At 61.7% G+C, this 19,397-nt stretch carries 16 protein-coding genes and 2 pseudogenes; 14 read left to right on the forward strand and 4 right to left on the reverse strand.

Annotated features, from left to right (window positions below):
* The 3 genes from HT737_RS18425 to rsgA all read right to left on the reverse strand — a co-directional run.
* Positions 1 to 144, reverse strand: a 144-nt coding sequence (locus HT737_RS18425; protein ID WP_182403570.1) for a caspase family protein, incomplete at its 3' end; no start/stop codon positions are given.
* Positions 145 to 146: 2 nt separating this feature from the next.
* Positions 147 to 554 carry a TIR domain-containing protein gene (locus HT737_RS18430; protein ID WP_182403572.1) on the reverse strand — a complete coding sequence of 136 codons (408 nt, stop codon included), beginning with the start codon at positions 552 to 554 and terminating at the stop codon, positions 147 to 149.
* 212 nt (positions 555 to 766) lie between these two features.
* Entirely contained in the window at positions 767 to 1,798 is a 1,032-nt protein-coding gene (gene rsgA / locus HT737_RS18435; protein ID WP_131670977.1) for a small ribosomal subunit biogenesis GTPase RsgA, read from the reverse strand.
* Between the two features lie 107 nt (positions 1,799 to 1,905).
* Here rsgA and orn point away from each other — a divergent pair, with 107 nt between their 5' ends.
* Both orn and HT737_RS18445 read left to right on the forward strand, forming a co-directional pair.
* Positions 1,906 to 2,448, forward strand: coding sequence for an oligoribonuclease (orn, locus tag HT737_RS18440; RefSeq protein WP_003221098.1), 543 nt, complete (start codon positions 1,906 to 1,908; stop codon positions 2,446 to 2,448).
* Between the two features lie 84 nt (positions 2,449 to 2,532).
* Positions 2,533 to 3,144, forward strand: coding sequence for a trimeric intracellular cation channel family protein (locus HT737_RS18445; protein ID WP_047290974.1), 612 nt, complete (start codon positions 2,533 to 2,535; stop codon positions 3,142 to 3,144).
* A 94-nt stretch (positions 3,145 to 3,238) separates the two neighbouring features.
* On the opposite strand, the gene queG is transcribed toward HT737_RS18445, so the two are convergent.
* Entirely contained in the window at positions 3,239 to 4,303 is a 1,065-nt protein-coding gene (queG, locus tag HT737_RS18450; protein WP_182403574.1) for a tRNA epoxyqueuosine(34) reductase QueG, read from the reverse strand.
* A 63-nt stretch (positions 4,304 to 4,366) separates the two neighbouring features.
* On the opposite strand from queG, the gene HT737_RS18455 reads away from it, so the two are divergent.
* The 12 genes and pseudogenes from HT737_RS18455 (at position 4,367) to HT737_RS18510 (ending at position 19,365) form a co-directional block, all read left to right on the forward strand.
* Positions 4,367 to 5,866, forward strand: coding sequence for an NAD(P)H-hydrate dehydratase (locus HT737_RS18455; protein ID WP_182403576.1), 1,500 nt, complete (start codon positions 4,367 to 4,369; stop codon positions 5,864 to 5,866).
* The gene (gene tsaE, locus HT737_RS18460; RefSeq protein WP_047290977.1) at positions 5,854 to 6,324 is read left to right on the forward strand and encodes a tRNA (adenosine(37)-N6)-threonylcarbamoyltransferase complex ATPase subunit type 1 TsaE; all 471 of its coding nucleotides are present in this window, start codon (positions 5,854 to 5,856) and stop codon (positions 6,322 to 6,324) included. The genes HT737_RS18455 and tsaE overlap by 13 nt, the downstream gene beginning before the upstream one ends.
* A 51-nt stretch (positions 6,325 to 6,375) precedes the next feature.
* Positions 6,376 to 7,755, forward strand: a complete 1,380-nt coding sequence (locus HT737_RS18465) for an N-acetylmuramoyl-L-alanine amidase (protein ID WP_373557748.1) — start codon at positions 6,376 to 6,378, stop codon at positions 7,753 to 7,755.
* A gap of 5 nt (positions 7,756 to 7,760) precedes the next feature.
* A complete protein-coding gene (gene mutL / locus HT737_RS18470) occupies positions 7,761 to 9,662 on the forward strand; it encodes a DNA mismatch repair endonuclease MutL (RefSeq protein WP_179295002.1) in 1,902 nt (633 codons plus the stop codon).
* Entirely contained in the window at positions 9,662 to 10,633 is a 972-nt protein-coding gene (gene miaA, locus HT737_RS18475; protein ID WP_121183419.1) for a tRNA (adenosine(37)-N6)-dimethylallyltransferase MiaA, read from the forward strand. The genes mutL and miaA overlap by 1 nt, the downstream gene beginning before the upstream one ends.
* A gap of 94 nt (positions 10,634 to 10,727) precedes the next feature.
* Positions 10,728 to 10,988, forward strand: coding sequence for an RNA chaperone Hfq (hfq, locus tag HT737_RS18480; RefSeq protein WP_003221112.1), 261 nt, complete (start codon positions 10,728 to 10,730; stop codon positions 10,986 to 10,988).
* A gap of 12 nt (positions 10,989 to 11,000) precedes the next feature.
* Positions 11,001 to 12,304, forward strand: a pseudogene (gene hflX, locus HT737_RS18485) (ribosome rescue GTPase HflX).
* 96 nt (positions 12,305 to 12,400) lie between these two features.
* The gene (gene hflK, locus HT737_RS18490) at positions 12,401 to 13,576 is read left to right on the forward strand and encodes an FtsH protease activity modulator HflK (RefSeq protein ID WP_041065698.1); all 1,176 of its coding nucleotides are present in this window, start codon (positions 12,401 to 12,403) and stop codon (positions 13,574 to 13,576) included.
* Positions 13,576 to 14,445 carry a protease modulator HflC gene (hflC, locus tag HT737_RS18495; protein WP_041065696.1) on the forward strand — a complete coding sequence of 290 codons (870 nt, stop codon included), beginning with the start codon at positions 13,576 to 13,578 and terminating at the stop codon, positions 14,443 to 14,445. The genes hflK and hflC overlap by 1 nt, the downstream gene beginning before the upstream one ends.
* A 313-nt stretch (positions 14,446 to 14,758) precedes the next feature.
* Positions 14,759 to 15,947: pseudogene (locus HT737_RS18500) on the forward strand (ATP phosphoribosyltransferase regulatory subunit).
* Between the two features lie 54 nt (positions 15,948 to 16,001).
* Positions 16,002 to 17,291 carry an adenylosuccinate synthase gene (locus HT737_RS18505; protein ID WP_182403578.1) on the forward strand — a complete coding sequence of 430 codons (1,290 nt, stop codon included), beginning with the start codon at positions 16,002 to 16,004 and terminating at the stop codon, positions 17,289 to 17,291.
* Between the two features lie 139 nt (positions 17,292 to 17,430).
* The gene (locus HT737_RS18510; protein WP_121183423.1) at positions 17,431 to 19,365 is read left to right on the forward strand and encodes a methyl-accepting chemotaxis protein; all 1,935 of its coding nucleotides are present in this window, start codon (positions 17,431 to 17,433) and stop codon (positions 19,363 to 19,365) included.
* The last annotated feature ends 32 nt before the right edge of the window (positions 19,366 to 19,397 follow it).

Here is a 19,397-nt window from a genome sequence, read left to right on the forward strand (position 1 = left end):
CGTCAGCACCACGTTCTTGAAATTCGGATCGCCGTTCGCGTCGGTCTTCAGCACCGAAGCCATGGCCATGGCGTCATTGCTGCAACCGCTCAGTCGCGAAACATGGGTGTAGTCGTTAATGCCGATAAACAGTCCCTTGCGCATGGTTACACCGCCGTGTGCTGGCGGATCGCACCGATGATGCTATTGGTATTCCACGCGCACTCGGCGTGCGCCGCATTACGCACCACCGTGGAAATGCGCTCGGCGCCGAACGGTTTGATCGCGATGATCACTTTGCCCATGCGCTTGGCGATCTCGATTTCCTTGTTGATCCACTTGCTGTAGGTCGAATACATCCCGGCCATGATCAGCACCACCGAGCACGGACGGATCTTGTTTTCGATGGCCTCTTCGAGCTGCCTGTCGGTCTGCGCGCCCATGACCGGGTTGTGCGGCGGCACGGAAAAATTCTTGAAACTGAAATCCGGTCTGGCGCCGAGCAGGCGTACCAGATTGTCGTGGGCGTGGGCGTAGTTCCACGAATGGCTGATGAACAAATGGTAGGTCTGCATGGGGTTCCTCGAAGGTCGCGAAGGTGCGAAGGAACAACCCAATCTAGGCATCTGGAAAGCGCCCGCAAGGTCTGCGCGCGGAAAGAGAAATGTCCTGCAAGCAGGTGCGAGCAGGCCTGTCAGAAAGGTCTGACGTTTAAACGGTCGGGGGATTTGTCAGGCGTGGTCCGACATCCGGCAGCCCCCGGACGGGGGGCTGCCAGTGCAGATGTTTAGTAGCCGGTTTCCGGCAGGCTGGCGATGATCGAGCGGTAGCTGTTCATCCGCTGTTGCTGCACGCGGCCATCTTCCAGGGCCTTGAGCAGTGCGCAGCCAGGTTCGCGGTCATGCTTGCAGTCGCGAAAGCGGCAGGTGCCGAGCAGGTCGTTGAACTCGATGAAGCCGGCTTCGACATCAGCGCGGCTGACGTGGCCCAGGCCGAACTCACGGATCCCCGGGGAGTCGATCAACTCGCCGCCGCCCGGAAAGTGGAACAGGCGCGCAGTGGTCGTGGTGTGCGTACCCTGACCGGACAACTCCGACAGCGGGCCGACACGGGTTTCGACTTCCGGCAGCAGGCTGTTGACCAGCGACGACTTGCCGACGCCGGACTGGCCGACGAATACGCTGATGCGGCCGTCGAGCTGCTTCTGCAACTGCTCCATGCCGTTGCCGTGATGCGCGGACACTTCCAGCACCGGATAACCCAGCGTGCGGTACACCGCCAGCAGCGCGTTGAGCGCCGGGGCGTTCTGCTCGTCGATCAGGTCGAATTTGTTCAGCAGCAGCAACGGACGGATGCCAGCGTGTTCGGCGGCCACCAGGTAGCGGTCGATCAGGTTGGCATGCGGCTCGGGCAGTGGCGCGAAGACAATGACGATCATGTCGACGTTGGCAGCGACCGGCTTGAGCTGGCCACGGCTGTCCGGGCGGCAGAGTTCGGTGGTGCGCGGCAGTTGCGCGACGATCACGCCGATGCCCTGGTTGCCGGCGCGCCAGACCACCCGATCACCGGTCACCAGAGCCGGCAGGTTGGCGCGCAGGTGGCAACGGAATACCTGACCGGCCAGATCGCCGTCCACGGCCTCGACCTCGACCTGCACCCCGAAGTGGGCGATCACCAGGCCGTGTTGCTCAGGCCCCAGGTCGCCGCCCTCAAGGGCTTCGACCGCCGAGGACTCGCGTTTGGCGGCGCGGGCGGCGCGCTCGCCCTGAATCTTTTCGATGCGCCAGTTTTGACGACGATTGAGTTGGCGTTTGGCCATGGGTGTTCCGTCTGAAGAATGCAGCGATTAGGTAAAACGGCCGCGAGTTTAGCACGCCCGGGCACCGGCCTAGGCTAAACTGCGCAGCATTGCCTAGGAGCCCGAATATGCAAAACCCGCAGAACCTGATCTGGATCGACCTGGAAATGACCGGTCTGGATCCGGAAAACGACGTCATCATCGAAATGGCCACCATCGTCACCGACAGTGACCTGAACACCCTGGCCGAAGGCCCGGTGATCGCCATTCACCACAGTGACGAAGTGCTCGCCCGCATGGACGAGTGGAACACCCGCACTCACGGCAACTCGGGCCTGACCCAGCGCGTACGCGACAGCCGCATCAGCATGGCCGAAGCCGAGGCCGAGACCATCGCCTTTCTGGAAAAGTGGGTGCCGAAAGGCAAGTCGCCGATCTGCGGCAACAGCATTTGCCAGGATCGGCGCTTCCTTTATACCCACATGAAGGCGCTGGAAAGCTACTTCCACTACCGCAACCTCGATGTGTCGACGCTCAAGGAGCTGGCCGCACGCTGGGCACCGGACGTGCGCGACAGCTTCAAGAAGGGCAGCACGCACCTGGCACTGGACGACATCCGCGAATCGATCGCCGAGCTGCAGCACTACCGCAAGCATTTCATCAAGTTTTGATGCCGGGGGGCGTCGTGTTCGCGCCCCCTTCTGGTGCGGCCCCGAAATGGCTAGACTGCGCGCCTTCCTGCCAGGACCGCCACCATGTTGCTGATGCTCTATCTGATCGCCATTACCGCCGAAGCCATGACCGGCGCGCTGTCTGCCGGACGGCGCGGCATGGACTGGTTCGGGGTGGTGCTGATCGCCTGTGTCACGGCGCTGGGCGGTGGTTCGGTGCGTGATGTGCTGCTTGGGCACTATCCGCTGACGTGGGTCAAGCACCCGGAATATTTGGTGCTGACCTCGGCCGCCGCAATGCTCACCGTGTTCACCGCGCGCTGGATGCGTCACCTGCGCTCACTGTTTCTGGTGCTCGACGCGGTCGGCCTGGTGGCGTTCACCCTGATTGGCTGCATGACTGCGCTGGAAATGGGCCACGGCATGCTGGTGGCATCGGTCAGCGGCGTGATCACTGGAGTGTTCGGCGGCATCCTGCGCGACATTTTCTGCAACGACATCCCGCTGATCTTCCGCCGCGAACTGTACGCCAGCGTCTCGTTCGCCGCCGCGTGGTGCTACATGCTCTGCCTGTACCTGAATGTGCCGAGCGAGCAGGCGATCCTGATTACCCTGTTCGGCGGTTTTCTGCTGCGGTTGCTGGCCATCCGTTTCCATTGGGAAATGCCCAAGTTCGTCTATAACGACGAGCATTAATGCATTCCCCTGCAGGAGCTGCCGCAGGCTGCGATCTTTTTGATCTTGTCTTTTTAGATATCAAAGTCAAAAAGATCGCAGCCTGCGGCAGCTCCTACAATTGACCGTGTTGTTTCAGCGCCCACTCGACGTGTTCGCGGACTAGATCGGACGGGTAATCACGGCGCGCCTTCAAGGCTTCCAGTACCGGAATGCTCGATGGCGCGTTGCCCAGGCCGACCGCCAGATTGCGCAGCCAGCGCTCGTAACCGGCGCGGCGCAGCGGTGAGCCTTCGGTGCTGCTGAGAAATTTGTCCTCGTCCCACAGGAACAGCTCCGCCAGTTCGGCGTTGTCCAGGTTGTGCCGCGGCTTGAAATCGCTTTCTCCGGACGGTCGGGCGAAGCGGTTCCACGGGCAGACGATCTGGCAATCGTCGCAGCCGAACACGCGGTTGCCGATCAGCGGGCGCAGGTCTTCGGGGATGGCGTTTTTCAGCTCGATGGTCAAGTACGAGATGCAGCGTCGGGCGTCCAGCACGTAGGGGCCGACGAAGGCGTTGGTCGGGCAGATGTCCAGGCACGCGGTGCAGCGCCCGCAATGTTCGCTGCTGTGCGGTTCGTCCACGGGCAGCGGCAGATCGACAAACAGTTCACTCAAGAAGAAATAGCTGCCGGCCTTGCGGTTCAGCACGAGCGTATTTTTACCGATCCAGCCCAGCCCGGCCTGCTCGGCGATGGCTTTTTCCAGGACCGGGGCGCTGTCGACGAAGGCGCGGAAACCGAATGGGCCGATCTGCGACTGAATCTTGTCGGCCAATTGCTGCACACGTTTACGGATCAATTTGTGGTAATCGCGGCCCAAGGCATAACGCGAGATGTAAGCTTTCTCCGGTTGCGCCAGCATTTGCACCATTTGCGTGTCGCCGGGCAGGTAGTCCATGCGCAGCGAAACCACACGCAACGTGCCGGGAACCAGTTCCTCCGGATGTGAGCGTTTGCTGCCGTGGGCGCCCATGTAATCCATTTCGCCGTGGTAGCCGGCGGCGAGCCAGCGCTGCAGATGCTGCTCATGCTCGGCCAGGTCCAGACCGCTGATGCCGACTTGCTGGAAGCCCAGCTCGCTGCCCCAATCCTTGATCGATTGGGCGAGGGCGGGCAGATCTGTGGTGATGGCGGACATGAGGCGAGAGAAACCGGAGCTGAGGTGCGTATAATTCTGCCAGACATCGGAGCCCGAAGACGCATGCCGCACACGAAAGATGAATTACCCGACGCGCTGTATGGCGCCGCGCAGGTGCGAGCACTCGATGCGCGGCTGATCGCTGCGGGTACGCCGGGCTTCGAATTGATGCAGCGCGCCGCTCATGCGACCTGGCGCGCATTGGTGCGACAGTGGCCTGCGGCGAACCAAATGACTGTGCTTGCCGGGCATGGCAACAACGCCGGTGATGGTTTTCTGATCGCCGCGCTGGCGCACCGGGCCGGTTGGTCGGTGCGAGTACTGGCCGTCGGTGATCCGCAACGCTTGCAGGGCGACGCGGCGCAGGCTTATGCGCAGGCCATCAACGATGGTGTCGCCGTGCTGGGCTGGACCGCGCACAGCGAGCTGCGCGGGGTGATTGTCGATGCCTTGCTCGGCACCGGGCTGACCGGCGATGTACGCGAGCCGTATGCCGCAGCGATCAAGGCCATCAATGCCAGTGGCCTGCCGGTGGTGGCGGTGGATATTCCTTCCGGACTGTCTGCCGATACCGGGCATGTTCTCGGCGTTGCGGTTCGCGCCGACCTTACCGTGACCTTTATCGGCTTGAAGCTCGGCCTGTTCACCGGTGATGCGGCGGATCAGGTCGGGGCGCTGGTGTTTAACGATCTGCAAGCCGCCGCCGACATCTACTGTGACGCTCCTGCCAGCGCTGTGCGTCTCGTGACGGCTAATCTTCCGCGACTGGCTGCGCGTGCGCCCGCTGCGCATAAAGGGCGCTTCGGGCATTTGCTGTTGATCGGCGGCGATCAGGGGTTTGGCGGGGCGATCCTGCTCAGTTCCGAAACGGCCCTGCGCAGCGGCGCCGGGATGGTGTCGCTGGCAACCCGGCCGGAACATGTCCCGGCAGCGCTGACGCGGATACCGGAAGTCATGGTGCTTGGCACGTCGTCGGCCAATCAGTTGATGGGGCTACTGGAAAAAGTCTCGGTGCTGGTGGTGGGCCCTGGACTTGGACAGGCCAGTTGGGGCCGAGCGCTGTTGTCCGCTGCCGCCAATGCATCGCTGCCACAAGTGTGGGACGCCGACGCGTTGAATCTGCTGGCTGCGGGGTCGGTCAACCTGCCCAAGGATTGCGTGATCACCCCGCATCCGGGCGAAGCAGCGCGCCTGTTGGGGATCAGCACCGCAGAGGTTCAGGCCGATCGTCCGGCCGCCGCGCGAGCGTTGAGCAAGAAATACTCGGCCGTTGTTGTGCTCAAAGGCGCCGGCAGTCTGATCGCCCATCCCGATGGGCGTCTGGCGCTGTGTCATCAAGGCCATCCGGCCATGGCCACTGCTGGCCTGGGCGATGTGCTCGCCGGGTTGACCGGGGCGCTGCTGGCGCAGGGCATGGACGGCTTCGACGCCGCGTGTCTGGCGGTCTGGCTGCACGCCAATGCCGGTGCGCAACAAGGTAAATTCGGCCGTGGGCTGGCGGCCAGTGATCTGATTCCAGTCATTCGTCAGTTGTTGGAGGAGCATGCACCGTGTCTGAAGTAACCCTGTACCTGGCCGATGAACAGGCCATGAGCGACTTTGGCGCACGGATCGCCCGCGTTACCCGGGGCCACGGCCTGATTTTTCTCGAAGGCAACCTGGGCATGGGCAAAACCACTCTGTCGCGGGGCATCATTCGTGGCCTGGGGCACGTTGGCGCGGTAAAAAGTCCGACCTTCACCCTGGTCGAACCCTACGAAATCGGTGACATCCGCGCCTTTCACTTCGATCTGTATCGCCTGGTCGATCCGGAAGAGCTGGAGTTTCTCGGCATCCGCGACTATTTCGAAGACGACGCGCTGTGCCTGATCGAGTGGCCCGATAAAGGTGCAGGCTTTTTGCCAAAGCCTGACCTGACCATTACCATTAGCCCGCAAGACAGCGGGCGTTCGCTGAAAATTTTATCCCAGGGCTCGCGTGGCGACGCCTGGTGTGCCGCTTTGGCATTGGAATCCAATTAAATGATGGGGTTAGGTATGCGCTTTCGCGCGTTGGTGGCTGCCGTTGGACTGATGTTGATGGCAGTGACCGTCAACGCTGTGGCCGAGACAAAGGTCAACAGCGTGCGCCTGTGGCGGGCGCCGGACAACACGCGACTGGTCTTCGACCTGAGCGGCCCGGTGCAGCACAGCGTCTTCACCCTGACCGCACCGGATCGGCTGGTGATCGACATCAACGGCGCCACCCTGGGTGCGCCGCTGAAAGTCTCGACCGCCAACACGCCAATCACCGCGATGCGTTCGGCCCAGCGTACGCCGACCGACCTGCGGGTGGTCATCGACCTGAAAAAAGCCGTCACCCCGAAAAGCTTCTCGCTGGCGCCGAACGCGCAATACGGTAACCGTCTGGTGGTCGACCTGTTCGACAACCCGGCCGATGCGGCGCCGCCGCCAGCTCCGACGCCATCGGTCGCCACCGTGCCGGCCGTGCCGGTCACGCCGTCGGAACCGGCGATCAAGTTGCCACCGGCCCCGGCCGGCAAGCGCGACATCATTGTGGTGATCGACGCCGGCCACGGCGGCGAAGACCCGGGTGCGTCCGGCTCGCGCGGCCAGCGTGAGAAAGACGTGGTGCTGCAGATCGCCCGCGAACTGCAGCGTCAGGTCAACGGCATGAAAGGTTTCCGCGCCGAGCTGACCCGGACCGGCGACTACTTCATCCCGTTGCGCGGCCGTACCGAAATTGCCCGCAAGAAGGGCGCCGACCTGTTTGTTTCGATCCACGCCGACGCCGCGCCGTCTGCAGCAGCCTTCGGTGCCTCGGTGTTTGCCCTGTCCGATCGCGGCGCCACCTCGGAAACCGCCCGTTGGCTGGCCGACAGCGAAAACCGTTCCGACCTGATCGGCGGTGCCGGCAACGTCAGCCTTGACGACAAGGACCGCATGCTCGCCGGTGTGTTGCTCGACCTGTCGATGACCGCGTCGCTGACCTCCAGCCTCAACGTCGGTCAGAAAGTCCTGACCAACATTGGCCGCGTGACCCCGCTGCACAAGCAGCGGGTGGAGCAGGCCGGTTTTATGGTGCTGAAGTCGCCGGACATCCCGTCGATCCTCGTCGAAACCGGATTTATCTCCAACGCCAACGAAGCGAACAAACTCTCGGCATCGAGCCACCAGCAGGCGCTGGCCCGCTCGATCAGCAGCGGCGTGCGCCAGTTCTTCCAGCAGAACCCGCCACCGGGCACCTACATCGCCTGGCTGCGTGACTCCGGCAAGATCGCCCAGGGCCCGCGTGATCACCGCGTAAGCCCGGGCGAAACGCTGGCGATGATTGCGGTGCGTTATCAGGTATCCCCCGCGACGCTGCGTAGCGCCAATAACCTCAGCAGTGATGAGCTGAAGGTCGGTCAGCACCTGACCATCCCTGGCACCGAACTGGCGTCCAAAGAATGAACCAGGTGTTGAACGCTGCGCGCATTGAACTGCTCAGCCCACGGCTGGCGAACCAGATCGCTGCCGGTGAGGTGGTCGAACGCCCGGCTTCGGTGATCAAGGAGTTGCTGGAAAACAGCCTCGACTCCGGTGCCAGGCGCATCGACGTCGATGTCGAACAGGGCGGTGTCAAGCTGCTGCGGGTGCGTGACGACGGCAGCGGTATTTCCGCCGACGACCTGCCGCTGGCGCTGGCCCGTCACGCCACCAGCAAGATCCGCAATCTCGAAGACCTCGAACAGGTGATGAGCCTCGGCTTCCGTGGTGAAGCACTGGCGTCGATCAGTTCCGTGGCGCGCCTGACCCTGACCTCGCGCACCCGCGATGCGGAGCAGGCGTGGCAGGTCGAGACTGAAGGCCGCGACATGGCGCCTCGGGTACAGCCGGCAGCGCATCCGGTCGGTACCTCGGTGGAAGTGCGCGACCTGTTCTTCAACACGCCGGCGCGGCGCAAGTTTCTCAAGACCGAAAAAACCGAATTCGATCACCTGCAAGAAGTGATCAAACGTCTGGCGCTGGCGCGTTTCGACGTCGCCTTCCATCTGCGCCATAACGGCAAGACCATCCTCAGCCTGCACGAGGCCCACGATGATGCGGCCCGCGCCCGGCGGGTGGCGGCGATTTGTGGTTCAGGCTTTTTGGAGCAGGCGCTGCCGATCGAGATCGAGCGCAACGGCTTGCACCTGTGGGGCTGGGTCGGGTTGCCGACTTTCAACCGCAGTCAGGCGGACTTGCAGTATTTTTTCGTGAACGGCCGTGCGGTACGCGACAAACTGGTGGCGCATGCGGTGCGTCAGGCTTATCGCGATGTGCTGTTCAACGGTCGTCATCCGACGTTTGCGCTGTTTTTCGAGGTTGATCCGGCGGCGGTGGACGTCAACGTGCACCCGACCAAGCACGAAGTGCGCTTCCGTGACGGGCGCATGGTGCATGACTTCCTTTACGGCACGCTGCACCGTGCGCTGGGCGATGTGCGTCCCGAGGATCAATTGGCCGGTTCCGTGACGACCGCTGTCGTTCGGCCAACGGGCATCGAGGCCGGCGAATTCGGCCCACAGGGTGAAATGCGTCTGGCAGCCAATGCGCTGCTGGAGCAACCGCAAGCGCAACCGGCGTTCAACACGTCTTCGGGCGCCAGCGCTGGCGGCGCTTATCAGTATCAGTACACGCCACGTCCGCAATCGGCGATCCCGCCGGCCGCCGAGGCTCAAGCCGCTTACCGCGAGTTCTTCGCACCGTTGCCGGAAGCGAATGCCAACGCACTGCCGGCCGGTCAGGAAGATATTCCGCCGCTTGGTTACGCACTGGCGCAGCTCAAGGGCATCTACATCCTGTCCGAGAACGCCCAGGGTCTGGTGCTGGTGGACATGCATGCCGCGCATGAGCGGATCATGTACGAACGCCTGAAAATCGCCATGGCCAGCGAAGGTCTCAGCGGCCAGCCGCTGCTGGTGCCGGAGTCACTGGCGGTCAGTCAGCGTGAAGCCGATTGCGCCGAAGAACACGCTGCATGGTTCCAGAAGCTGGGCTTCGAGCTGCAGCGTCTGGGCCCGGAAACGTTGGCGATCCGCCAGATTCCGGCGCTGCTCAAGCAGGCCGAGGCCAATCGGCTGGTGGGTGACGTGTTGTCGGATCTTATGGAATACGGCACCAGCGACCGGATTCAGGCACACCTGAACGAACTGCTCGGGACCATGGCCTGCCACGGTGCGATTCGCGCCAATCGGCGTCTGGCCCTGCCAGAAATGAACGGCCTGCTGCGCGACATGGAAAACACCGAGCGCAGCGGTCAATGCAACCATGGCCGACCGACCTGGACCCAACTGGGCCTGGACGATCTGGACAAACTGTTCCTGCGCGGTCGTTGATGAGCCAGCTTCCTCCAGCGATTTTCCTGATGGGCCCGACCGCTGCGGGCAAGACCGACCTGGCCATCGAGCTGACCAAGGTGCTGCCGTGCGAGCTGATCAGCGTCGACTCGGCGCTGGTCTATCGCGGCATGGACATCGGCACCGCCAAGCCTTCCAGGGAGTTGCTGGCCGAGTTTCCGCACCGGCTGATCGATATTCTCGATCCGGCTGAAGCCTATTCGGCTGCGGATTTCCGTCGCGATGCCCTGCAAGCCATGGCCGAGATCACCGCGCGCGGGAAAATTCCGCTGCTGGTCGGCGGCACCATGCTCTATTACAAGGCGTTGGTTGAAGGCCTGGCGGACATGCCGGCGGCTGATCCTGAAGTCCGCGCACAGATCGAAGAAGAGGCTGCACGCCTTGGCTGGCAAGCCCTGCACGAGCAATTGGCGATTATCGATCCGGTGTCGGCGGCACGCATTCATCCGAACGATCCGCAGCGCCTGAGTCGGGCGCTGGAGGTTTATCGGGTCAGCGGTCAGAGCATGACTGCCCTGCGTCAGCAACAATCTGCGCAAAGTACTGAAGCAGCCGCTTCGGGACGGCAACAATTGCCCTATACTGTCGCGAACTTGGCCATTGCTCCGGCAAATCGCCAGGTACTGCACGAACGCATTAAACAAAGATTCACAAATATGCTGGAACAGGGATTCATCGACGAGGTCGTAGCCCTGCGTAAAAGAAGTGACCTGCATGCCGGGTTGCCGTCTATACGTGCGGTAGGCTACCGCCAAGTCTGGGACTACCTGGATGGCAAGCTGTCGTTAGCTGAAATGCAGGAACGCGGCATCATTGCCACGCGTCAATTGGCCAAGCGCCAGTTCACCTGGCTGCGCAGCTGGGAAGAACTGCACTGGCTGGACAGTCTTGATTGCGACAATCTGCCACGCGCCTTGAAATACCTTGGGACCATCTCCATATTGAGCTGAGTCCTTGCAATTGCCGTCTATCCTTGGGGGTGTGGCGGCCAAAGCCATCTGAATTATCTATTTTTATTATTGAATCCTTAAAGGAGTGCGGCACATGTCAAAAGGGCATTCGCTACAAGACCCTTACTTGAATACTTTACGTAAAGAGAAAGTTGGGGTGTCCATCTACCTGGTCAACGGTATCAAACTGCAAGGCACGATCGAGTCGTTCGACCAGTTCGTTATCCTGCTGAAAAACACCGTCAGCCAGATGGTTTACAAACACGCTATCTCGACAGTCGTGCCAGTACGTCCAATTCGTCTGCCTAGCGCAACCGAATCCGATGCAGGTGACGCTGAGCCAGGTAACGCCTGATAGGAGTCTCCTTTGTTCTTTGAGCGCCACGGTGGTGGTGAGCGAGTCATCCTCGTTCACTTGGAAGGTCAGGACCCTGAGGCGCGCGAAGATCCGCAGGAGTTTCAGGAATTGGCTAATTCGGCGGGCGCCGAGACCGTTGCGTTTTTTTAACGTACCGCGTCATCGGCCAACCGCCAAATTCCTGATTGGCAGCGGCAAGGTCGAAGAATTACGCGACCTGGTCCATGCCGAGAAGGCCGATCTGGTGATTTTCAATCACATTCTCACGCCCAGTCAGGAACGTAACCTCGAACGTGTTTTCGAGTGTCGCGTGATCGACCGTACCGGCCTGATTCTCGATATCTTTGCCCAGCGCGCGCGTACCCATGAAGGCAAGCTCCAGGTCGAACTGGCCCAGCTTGATCACATGAGCACCCGTCTGGTTCGCGGCTGGACTCACCTTGAGCGTCAGGGTGGCGGTATCGGCATGCGCGGCCCGGGTGAAACCCAGCTCGAAACCGACCGGCGTCTGCTGCGGGTACGTCTGCGTCAGATCAAGGGTCGTCTGGAAAAAAGTGCGCAGCCAGCGCGAGCAATCGCGACGCGGCCGCTCCCGTGCGGATATCCCTACCGTGTCTCTGGTGGGCTATACCAACGCCGGTAAATCCACGCTGTTCAATAACGTGACCAAATCCGAGGTGTACGCGGCCGACCAGTTGTTCGCCACGCTGGACCCGACCCTGCGCCGTCTGGAACTGGACGACCTGGGGCCGATTGTTCTCGCGGACACGGTAGGGTTCATTCGGCATTTGCCGCACAAGCTGGTCGAGGCATTTCGGTCTACGCTCGAAGAGTCGAGCAACTCCGACCTGCTGTTGCACGTGATCGACGCGGCCGAGCCGGATCGCATGTTGCAGATCGAGCAGGTGATGGTGGTGCTGGGCGAGATCGGGGCACAGGACTTGCCGATCCTCGAGGTATACAACAAACTCGATTTGCTTGAAGGCGTTGAGCCACAGATCCAGCGCGATGCCGATGGCAAGCCACAACGGGTCTGGCTGTCGGCGCGTGATGGCACGGGTCTGGAATTGCTTGAGCAAGCCATTGCCGAGTTGCTGGGCAGTGATTTGTTTGTGGGCACATTGCGTTTGCCACAACGGTTCGCTCGACTGCGTGCGCAGTTCTTCGAACTCGGCGCGGTACAGAAAGAAGAACACGACGAAGAAGGCATCTGCCTGCTGGCCGTTCGTTTGCCCCGGGTCGAGTTGAATCGACTGGTAAGCCGCGAAGGATTGCAGCCGATGGAATTCATCGAGCAACACACTTTGCAATAAAAGCCTGGCAAAGCGGTTGTGCCGCAACGGCAGGCATTCTGTAGCATTGGTCGGCGCGCCGTGGGTGCGTCTTTGCTTTATCAGATGGAGAGCGCTATGGCTTGGAATGAGCCGGGTGGCAACTCGAATAATCAGGATCCTTGGGGTGGCAAGCGCCGCAATAACGGCGACCGCAAGGGGCCACCGGATCTCGACGAGGCCTTCCGAAAGCTGCAGGAAAGCCTGAACGGGTTGTTCGGTGGTGGTAAGAAACGCGGTGGTGACGACGGCGGTGGTTCGGGCAGGAGTGGTGGCGGCTTCGGCGGTCTGCTCGGCATCGGCCTCGTCGTGCTGGCGGCTGTCTGGCTGTACAGCGCGGTCTATGTGGTCGACGAGCAGGAGCAAGCCGTGGTGCTGCGCTTCGGCAAGTACTATGAGACCGTCGGCCCTGGCCTGAACATCTACTTCCCGCCGATCGACAAAAAGTACATGGAGAACGTCACGCGTGAGCGTGCCTACACCAAGCAGGGCCAGATGCTGACCGAAGACGAAAACATCGTCGAAGTGCCGCTGACCGTGCAGTACAAGATCAGCAACCTGCAGGATTTCGTGCTGAACGTCGATCAGCCGGAAATCAGCCTGCAGCATGCGACCGACAGCGCCCTGCGCCACGTGGTGGGTTCGACCGCCATGGACCAGGTGCTGACCGAAGGTCGTGAACTGATGGCCAGCGAAATCAAGGAGCGTCTGCAACGTTTCCTCGATACCTATCGCACCGGTATCACCGTCACCCAGGTCAACGTACAGAGCGCAGCGGCACCGCGCGAAGTGCAGGAAGCCTTTGACGATGTGATCCGCGCCCGCGAAGACGAGCAGCGTTCGCGCAACCAGGCGGAAACCTACGCTAACGGCGTTGTGCCGGAAGCCCGTGGTCAGGCCCAGCGTATCCTCGAGGATGCCAACGGTTACCGTGACGAAACGGTCTCGCGCGCCAAGGGTGAGGCAGACCGCTTCACCAAACTGGTCGCCGAGTATCGCAAGGCCCCTGAAGTCACCCGCCAGCGTCTGTACCTGGACACCATGCAGGAAGTCTTCAGCAACACCAGCAAGGTACTCGTGACCGGCAACAAGAACGGCCAGAGCAACCTGCTTTACCTGCCGTTGGACAAGATGATCCAGAACAGTTCGGGCAGCAATGCACCGGTGACCGGTTCGGCCGCCGCCAGCAACAACACGGACGTCGCGCCGCATGTCACTGACCTGCCGCAGACACGTACAAGGGAGAGCCGCTGATGAGCAATAAATCGCTGATCGCCCTGATCGTTGGCGTTGTCGTGGTGTTGGTGGGCTGGAACTGCTTCTACATCGTCGCTCAGACCGAGCGTGCGGTGCTGCTGCAATTCGGTCGTGTGGTTCAGGCTGATGTTCAGCCCGGCCTGCACGTGAAAGTGCCTTACGTTAACCAGGTGCGTAAATTCGACGCACGTCTGATGACGCTGGATGCACCGACACAGCGCTTCCTGACCCTGGAAAAGAAAGCCGTGATGGTCGATGCCTACGCCAAGTGGCGCGTGAAAGATGCCGAGCGCTTCTACACCGCGACTTCCGGCCTCAAGCAAATCGCTGACGAGCGTCTGTCCCGTCGTCTGGAATCCGGTCTGCGTGACCAGTTCGGCAAACGCACCCTGCACGAAGTGGTGTCGGGTGAGCGTGATGCGCTGATGGCTGACATCACCGCGTCGCTGAACAAGATGGCGGAAAAAGAGCTGGGTATCGAAGTCGTCGATGTCCGGGTCAAGGCCATCGATCTGCCGAAAGAAGTGAACCGCAGCGTGTTCGAGCGTATGAGCACCGAGCGTGAGCGTGAAGCTCGCGAGCACCGCGCCAAGGGTAACGAGCTGGCCGAGGGCATCCGTGCCGACGCCGATCGTCAACGCCGCGTGCTGCTGGCTGAAGCCTATCGTGAATCCGAAGAGATTCGCGGTGACGGCGATGCCCAGGCCGCTGCGATCTACTCCAAGGCCTACGGTCAGGATCAGGAGTTCTACGGTTTCTACCGTAGCCTGCGTGCCTACCGTGACAGCTTCGCGAACAAATCCGACGTCATGGTTCTCGACCCAAGCAGCGACTTCTTCCGTTACCTGGAAAAGTCCAAGCCTTGATACGACGTTGACCTGAATCATTCCGCCCGGCGGCTAAAACCTCGGGCGGGGTGATCCTTTGGGAAAACGTGTGTATGATGCGGCAGCCGGGAAATTCCCGGCTTTTTTGCGTCTGCACGTTTGATTGCTGTTTTTTGTTGCAGGCATCGGGTTGAATGGCCCGAGCGTTTTTCGAGGAAAGTGATGGGCGAAGCCGGTAACAGGCCTTTCGCCGCGTCGTTCATGCGCGTGCGTTTTGAACGGTTTGGTCATTTTCTGCTTCACTCAAGGCTCGCCCGCAGGCTGGCCGCCCGGATCAAAGGGGAATGGCGTAATGGCAACGGTAGACCGCTGGCTGCTGCCAGATGGCATCGAAGAAGTACTGCCACCGGAAGCGGCGCGCATTGAAGTCGCGCGTCGTCAGGTGTTGGATCTGTTCCAGAGCTGGGGTTACGAGTTTGTCGTGACTCCCCATATCGAGTACCTGGAATCCCTGCTGACCGGTGCGGGCCAGGACCTGGATCTGCGTACCTTCAAGGTCATCGACCCACAGTCGGGTCGGCAGATGGGTTTCCGCGCCGACATCACGCCGCAAGTGGCGCGCATCGATGCGCATACCCTGCGTCGCGAAGGCCCTAGCCGCTTGTGCTACGCCGGCAGCGTGTTGCATGCCCAGCCGCGTGCGCTGTCGTCCTCGCGCAGCCCGATTCAACTGGGTGCCGAGTTGTACGGCGACGCCAGCCCGAGCAGTGACGTTGAAGTCATCAGCCTGATGCTGGCCATGCTGCAACTGGCCGATGTGCCGGATGTGCACATGGACCTTGGCCATGTCGGCATCTACCGTGGTCTGGCGCGTGCCGCCGGTCTGTCGGGTGAGGTTGAGCAGCAGTTGTTCGATGCGTTGCAACGCAAGGCCATCGACGAGGTCATTACCTTGACCGAAGGCCTGCCGGCCGATCTGTCCGGCATGCTGCGGGCGCTGGTCGACCTGTGTGGTGGCCGGGAAGTACTGAGCGCTGCCCGTGAGCGTCTGGCCAATGCCCCGGCGCCGGTTCTGGATGCGCTGGAAGATTTGCTGGCAATCGCCGAGCGTCTGGCGACGCGCTTCCCGGATCTGCCGCTGTACTTCGATCTGGGCGAGCTGCGCGGCTACCACTACCACACCGGTGTGGTGTTCGCGGTGTTTGTCCCGGGCGTGGGGCAGTCCATCGCTCAGGGCGGTCGTTACGACGACATCGGCGCCGACTTCGGTCGCGCCCGTCCGGCGACCGGCTTCTCTACCGATTTGAAAACCCTGGTGACCCTGGGGGCGTGCTGAGATCGAGCTACCGTCTGGCGGTATCTGGATGCCTGACAGTACGGATGCGGCACTCTGGCAGCAGGTTTGCCAGTTGCGCAGTGAGGGTCAGCGTGTCGTTCAGGCATTGCCTGGACAACCTTTGGCCGCCGCCCGTGATGCGGACTGCGACCGGCAATTGATTCAGCAGAACGGGCTTTGGCAAGTATCGCCACTGGCTTCTTGAGTTTTCCTGCCGGCCATCGCCGGCACCAAGTTTGCGCGAATGAGGACAAGTGTTATGGGTAAGAATGTCGTAGTCCTGGGCACCCAATGGGGTGATGAGGGCAAAGGCAAGATCGTTGATCTGCTGACCGAACATGCTGCCGCCGTAGTGCGCTACCAAGGTGGCCACAACGCTGGCCACACCCTGGTGATCGACGGCGAGAAAACCGTCTTGCACCTGATCCCGTCGGGTGTGCTGCGCGAAGGCGTGCAGTGCCTGATCGGCAACGGCGTGGTGGTTGCACCTGACGCCCTGCTGCGTGAGATCACCAAGCTGGAAGAGAAAGGCGTACCGGTGCGCGAGCGCCTGCGTATCAGCCCGTCCTGCCCGCTGATCCTGTCCTTCCACGTGGCGCTGGACCAGGCCCGTGAAAAAGCCCGTGGCGAGCTGAAGATCGGTACCACCGGTCGCGGCATCGGCCCGGCTTACGAAGACAAGGTTGCCCGCCGTGGCCTGCGCGTCGGCGACCTGCTGAACATGCCGCGTTTCGAAGACAAGCTGCGTGAACTGGTGGATTACCACAACTTCATGCTGGTCGGTTACTACAAAGAGCCGGCCATCGAGTTCGAAAAGACCCTGGCCGAGTGCAAGGAATACGCCGAGCTGCTCAAGCCGCTGATGCTCGACGTGACTGCCGAGCTGCACGACCTGCGTCGCGCCGGCAAAGACATCATGTTCGAAGGCGCTCAGGGTTCGCTGCTCGACATCGACCACGGTACCTACCCGTACGTGACCAGCTCCAACACCACCGCCGGTGGCGTGGCGACCGGCTCGGGCGTTGGTCCGATGTTCCTCGACTACATCCTGGGCATCACCAAGGCTTACACCACTCGCGTCGGTTCGGGTCCATTCCCGACTGAGCTGTTCGACGAAGTGGGCGCGCACCTGGCCAAGCAAGGTCACGAGTTCGGCGCGACCACCGGCCGTGCTCGTCGTTGCGGCTGGTTCGACGCCGTTATCCTGCGTCGCGCTATCGATGTGAACAGCATCTCGGGCATCTGCCTGACCAAGCTGGACGTCCTCGATGGTCTGGAAACCATCAACATCTGCACCGGCTACAAGGACGCGCAAGGCAATGCCGTAGCGCCGACCGACGCTGACAGCTACGTGGGCCTGCAGCCTGTGTACGAAGAAGTGCCGGGCTGGATCGAATCGACCGTGGGTGCCAAAACCCTGGAAGAGCTGCCAGCTAACGCTCGTGCCTACATCAAACGCGTTGAAGAGTTGATCGGCGCGCCGATCGACATTATTTCGACGGGGCCGGATCGCAACGAAACCATCGTTCTGCGTCATCCGTTCGCTTGATAAGTCGTTGATGTAAAAAACAAAGGCCCCTTCATCGGGGCCTTTGTCGTTTATGCCTGTTGGACGGCATGACCTTTGCTGTAAATCTTCCTACAAGAGTGCCATCAAATTAATGGCGTCAGACGTAGAGGGATTCACAGTGTCGGCCGTTCTCTCACTGTTACAAAGCCGTTTGTTGCGGCCCGTGTTCGTTACCCTTGGTATCGCCCTTTTGGTGCAAGTGCTGGTGGCAGTCGCCCTGACACGAAGCACGGTCACGGCGCTGGAAGCCGACCTCGGCACTCGTCTGGGTGCTGATAGCCAGAAGCTTTCAAGCGAGCTGGAGCAGGCCGGGCGTGAAGTCACCTCCAGCCTCGACAACCTTTCCTCAAGTACCCGGCAGCGTCTGACCGCTGGTCTGTCCGCGCGTCTGAAGGATGAGCAGGCACAACTGCGTGCGACGCTGGAAAAAGACCTGAAGGATTCGGCCAATGACATGGCCCAGCTGCTCGCCTCAGTGGCGCCACGCGCCATGTGGGACAGCGACGTGCCGACCCTGTCGGAATTCGCCCGCCGCGCCCAGCGCAATCCCAACGTGCTGTTCGTGGTTTACGACGACGCCACCGGACAACACCTGACGCGTTATCTCAATCGCGAAAACCCGATCAACAAAGCCCTGCTGGAAAAAGGCCAGGGCGAGCGTGCGCTGGACAAGGTGCTGGACGCGGCGAAGAACGATCCGTCGGTCTACTACCTCGAAGCGTCGATCAACCCTAACGGCGTAGAAATCGGCAAAGTGCTGATGGGCGTCTCGACCGCGTCGGTGGAAACCGATCTGGCGGCGCTCGATCAGCGCTTCTCGGCGCTGATCGCCAGCAGTGATCAACTGGTGGGCGACAGCCTCAAAGGCGCAGCAGCGGACAGCGCGACAGCCATGCAGGCACGCCTGCAGTCCGCGCAATCCACCGCTGCCGAAATGAAAGCCAATACCAGCAGCACTGTGCAGGATGCCGCCGCGACCTTGCGCTGGCGGATCGGCATGGGCCTGGCGCTGGTCGGTTGCGGCGTGTTGCTGTTGCTGGCGGTGGTGCTCGGGCATCGAGTGGTCAATCGCCTGAAAATGCTCAACGCAGCGATGGACGATCTTGCGGCGGGCGAGGGCGACCTGACCAAGCGCGTGCAGATCAACAGCAAGGACGAGATCGGCGACATGGCCTCGGCAGTCAATCGCTTTGTGGATAAGTTGCAGCCGATCGTGCGCGAGGCGGGCGATGTGGCCCAGCGTACCGGCGTGGAGATCGGTGCGATGACCCTGCGCAACGCCGGTGCCGATGCCGCGGCCGGGATGCAGCGTGATGAAGTGGCGGAGAGCCTGCGCGCGCTGTCGCAGATGGCCGACGAAGCACAATCGGAAAGCCACGCCATGCAGGCGGCGTTGAAGCAGGTGGTGGATATTCGCCAGGCCACCGATGAAAACACTCGCACCTCGGCGAAGGTCGGCAGTTTGATCGAGGCGCTGGCCGGGCAGGTCGACACCGGGGCGAAAGTCATCGAGCGACTGGCGCAGCAGAGCGAACAGATTGAAGTGGTGTTGACGGTGATTCACGGCATCGCCGAGCAGACCAACCTGTTGGCCTTGAACGCGGCGATCGAAGCGGCGCGGGCCGGTGAGACCGGGCGCGGTTTTGCGGTGGTTGCGGATGAAGTGCGCGCCTTGGCGAGCAAGACGCAAAGCTCGACGGGCGATATCCAGGCGCACATCGTCGCGTTGCAGCAAGGCGCGCGTGAGGCGGTCGAGGCGATTGGTCAGGCCGGGCGGCAGGCCAGCGAAGGGTTGCTGGTGTTACGCGACAGCGCACGGTTGCAGCAGTCAGTGCAGGCATCGGTCGAGCAGGTGCACGCGGCGATTGGTCTGGCGACGCAGGCGGCGGCGCATCAGGCGCAGGGCGCGCAGGCAGTGCGCGGGCGGGTCGAGACGATTCATGCACAGGCCGAGAAAGCGGCGCAAGCGGTGGTGGAAACCACGGCCAGTGGCAAGGTGCTGGATGGGTTGGCGGCGCAGTTGAAGGCCAGCCTCGGACAGTTCAGGGCTTAAAATCAAAAAGATCGCAGCCTGCGGCAGCTCCT

The sequence above is a fragment of the Pseudomonas sp. MD195_PC81_125 genome (assembly GCF_014060985.1).
Taxonomy (GTDB): domain Bacteria; phylum Pseudomonadota; class Gammaproteobacteria; order Pseudomonadales; family Pseudomonadaceae; genus Aquipseudomonas; species Aquipseudomonas parakoreensis.

Excerpts from the sequence above, each read along its gene's own strand:
- hflC (WP_041065696.1), top strand. The coding sequence starts at position 13,576 with ATGAGCAATAAATCGCTGATCGCCCTGATCGTTGGCGTTGTCGTGGTG.
- HT737_RS18430 (WP_182403572.1), bottom strand. The coding sequence starts at position 554 with ATGCAGACCTACCATTTGTTCATCAGCCATTCGTGGAACTACGCCCAC.
- orn (WP_003221098.1), top strand. The coding sequence starts at position 1,906 with ATGCAAAACCCGCAGAACCTGATCTGGATCGACCTGGAAATGACCGGT.
- rsgA (WP_131670977.1), bottom strand. The coding sequence starts at position 1,798 with ATGGCCAAACGCCAACTCAATCGTCGTCAAAACTGGCGCATCGAAAAG.
- miaA (WP_121183419.1), top strand. The coding sequence starts at position 9,662 with ATGAGCCAGCTTCCTCCAGCGATTTTCCTGATGGGCCCGACCGCTGCG.
- HT737_RS18465 (WP_373557748.1), top strand. The coding sequence starts at position 6,376 with ATGTTGATGGCAGTGACCGTCAACGCTGTGGCCGAGACAAAGGTCAAC.
- HT737_RS18455 (WP_182403576.1), top strand. The coding sequence starts at position 4,367 with ATGCCGCACACGAAAGATGAATTACCCGACGCGCTGTATGGCGCCGCG.
- HT737_RS18445 (WP_047290974.1), top strand. The coding sequence starts at position 2,533 with ATGTTGCTGATGCTCTATCTGATCGCCATTACCGCCGAAGCCATGACC.
- hflK (WP_041065698.1), top strand. The coding sequence starts at position 12,401 with ATGGCTTGGAATGAGCCGGGTGGCAACTCGAATAATCAGGATCCTTGG.
- hfq (WP_003221112.1), top strand. The coding sequence starts at position 10,728 with ATGTCAAAAGGGCATTCGCTACAAGACCCTTACTTGAATACTTTACGT.
- HT737_RS18505 (WP_182403578.1), top strand. The coding sequence starts at position 16,002 with ATGGGTAAGAATGTCGTAGTCCTGGGCACCCAATGGGGTGATGAGGGC.
- queG (WP_182403574.1), bottom strand. The coding sequence starts at position 4,303 with ATGTCCGCCATCACCACAGATCTGCCCGCCCTCGCCCAATCGATCAAG.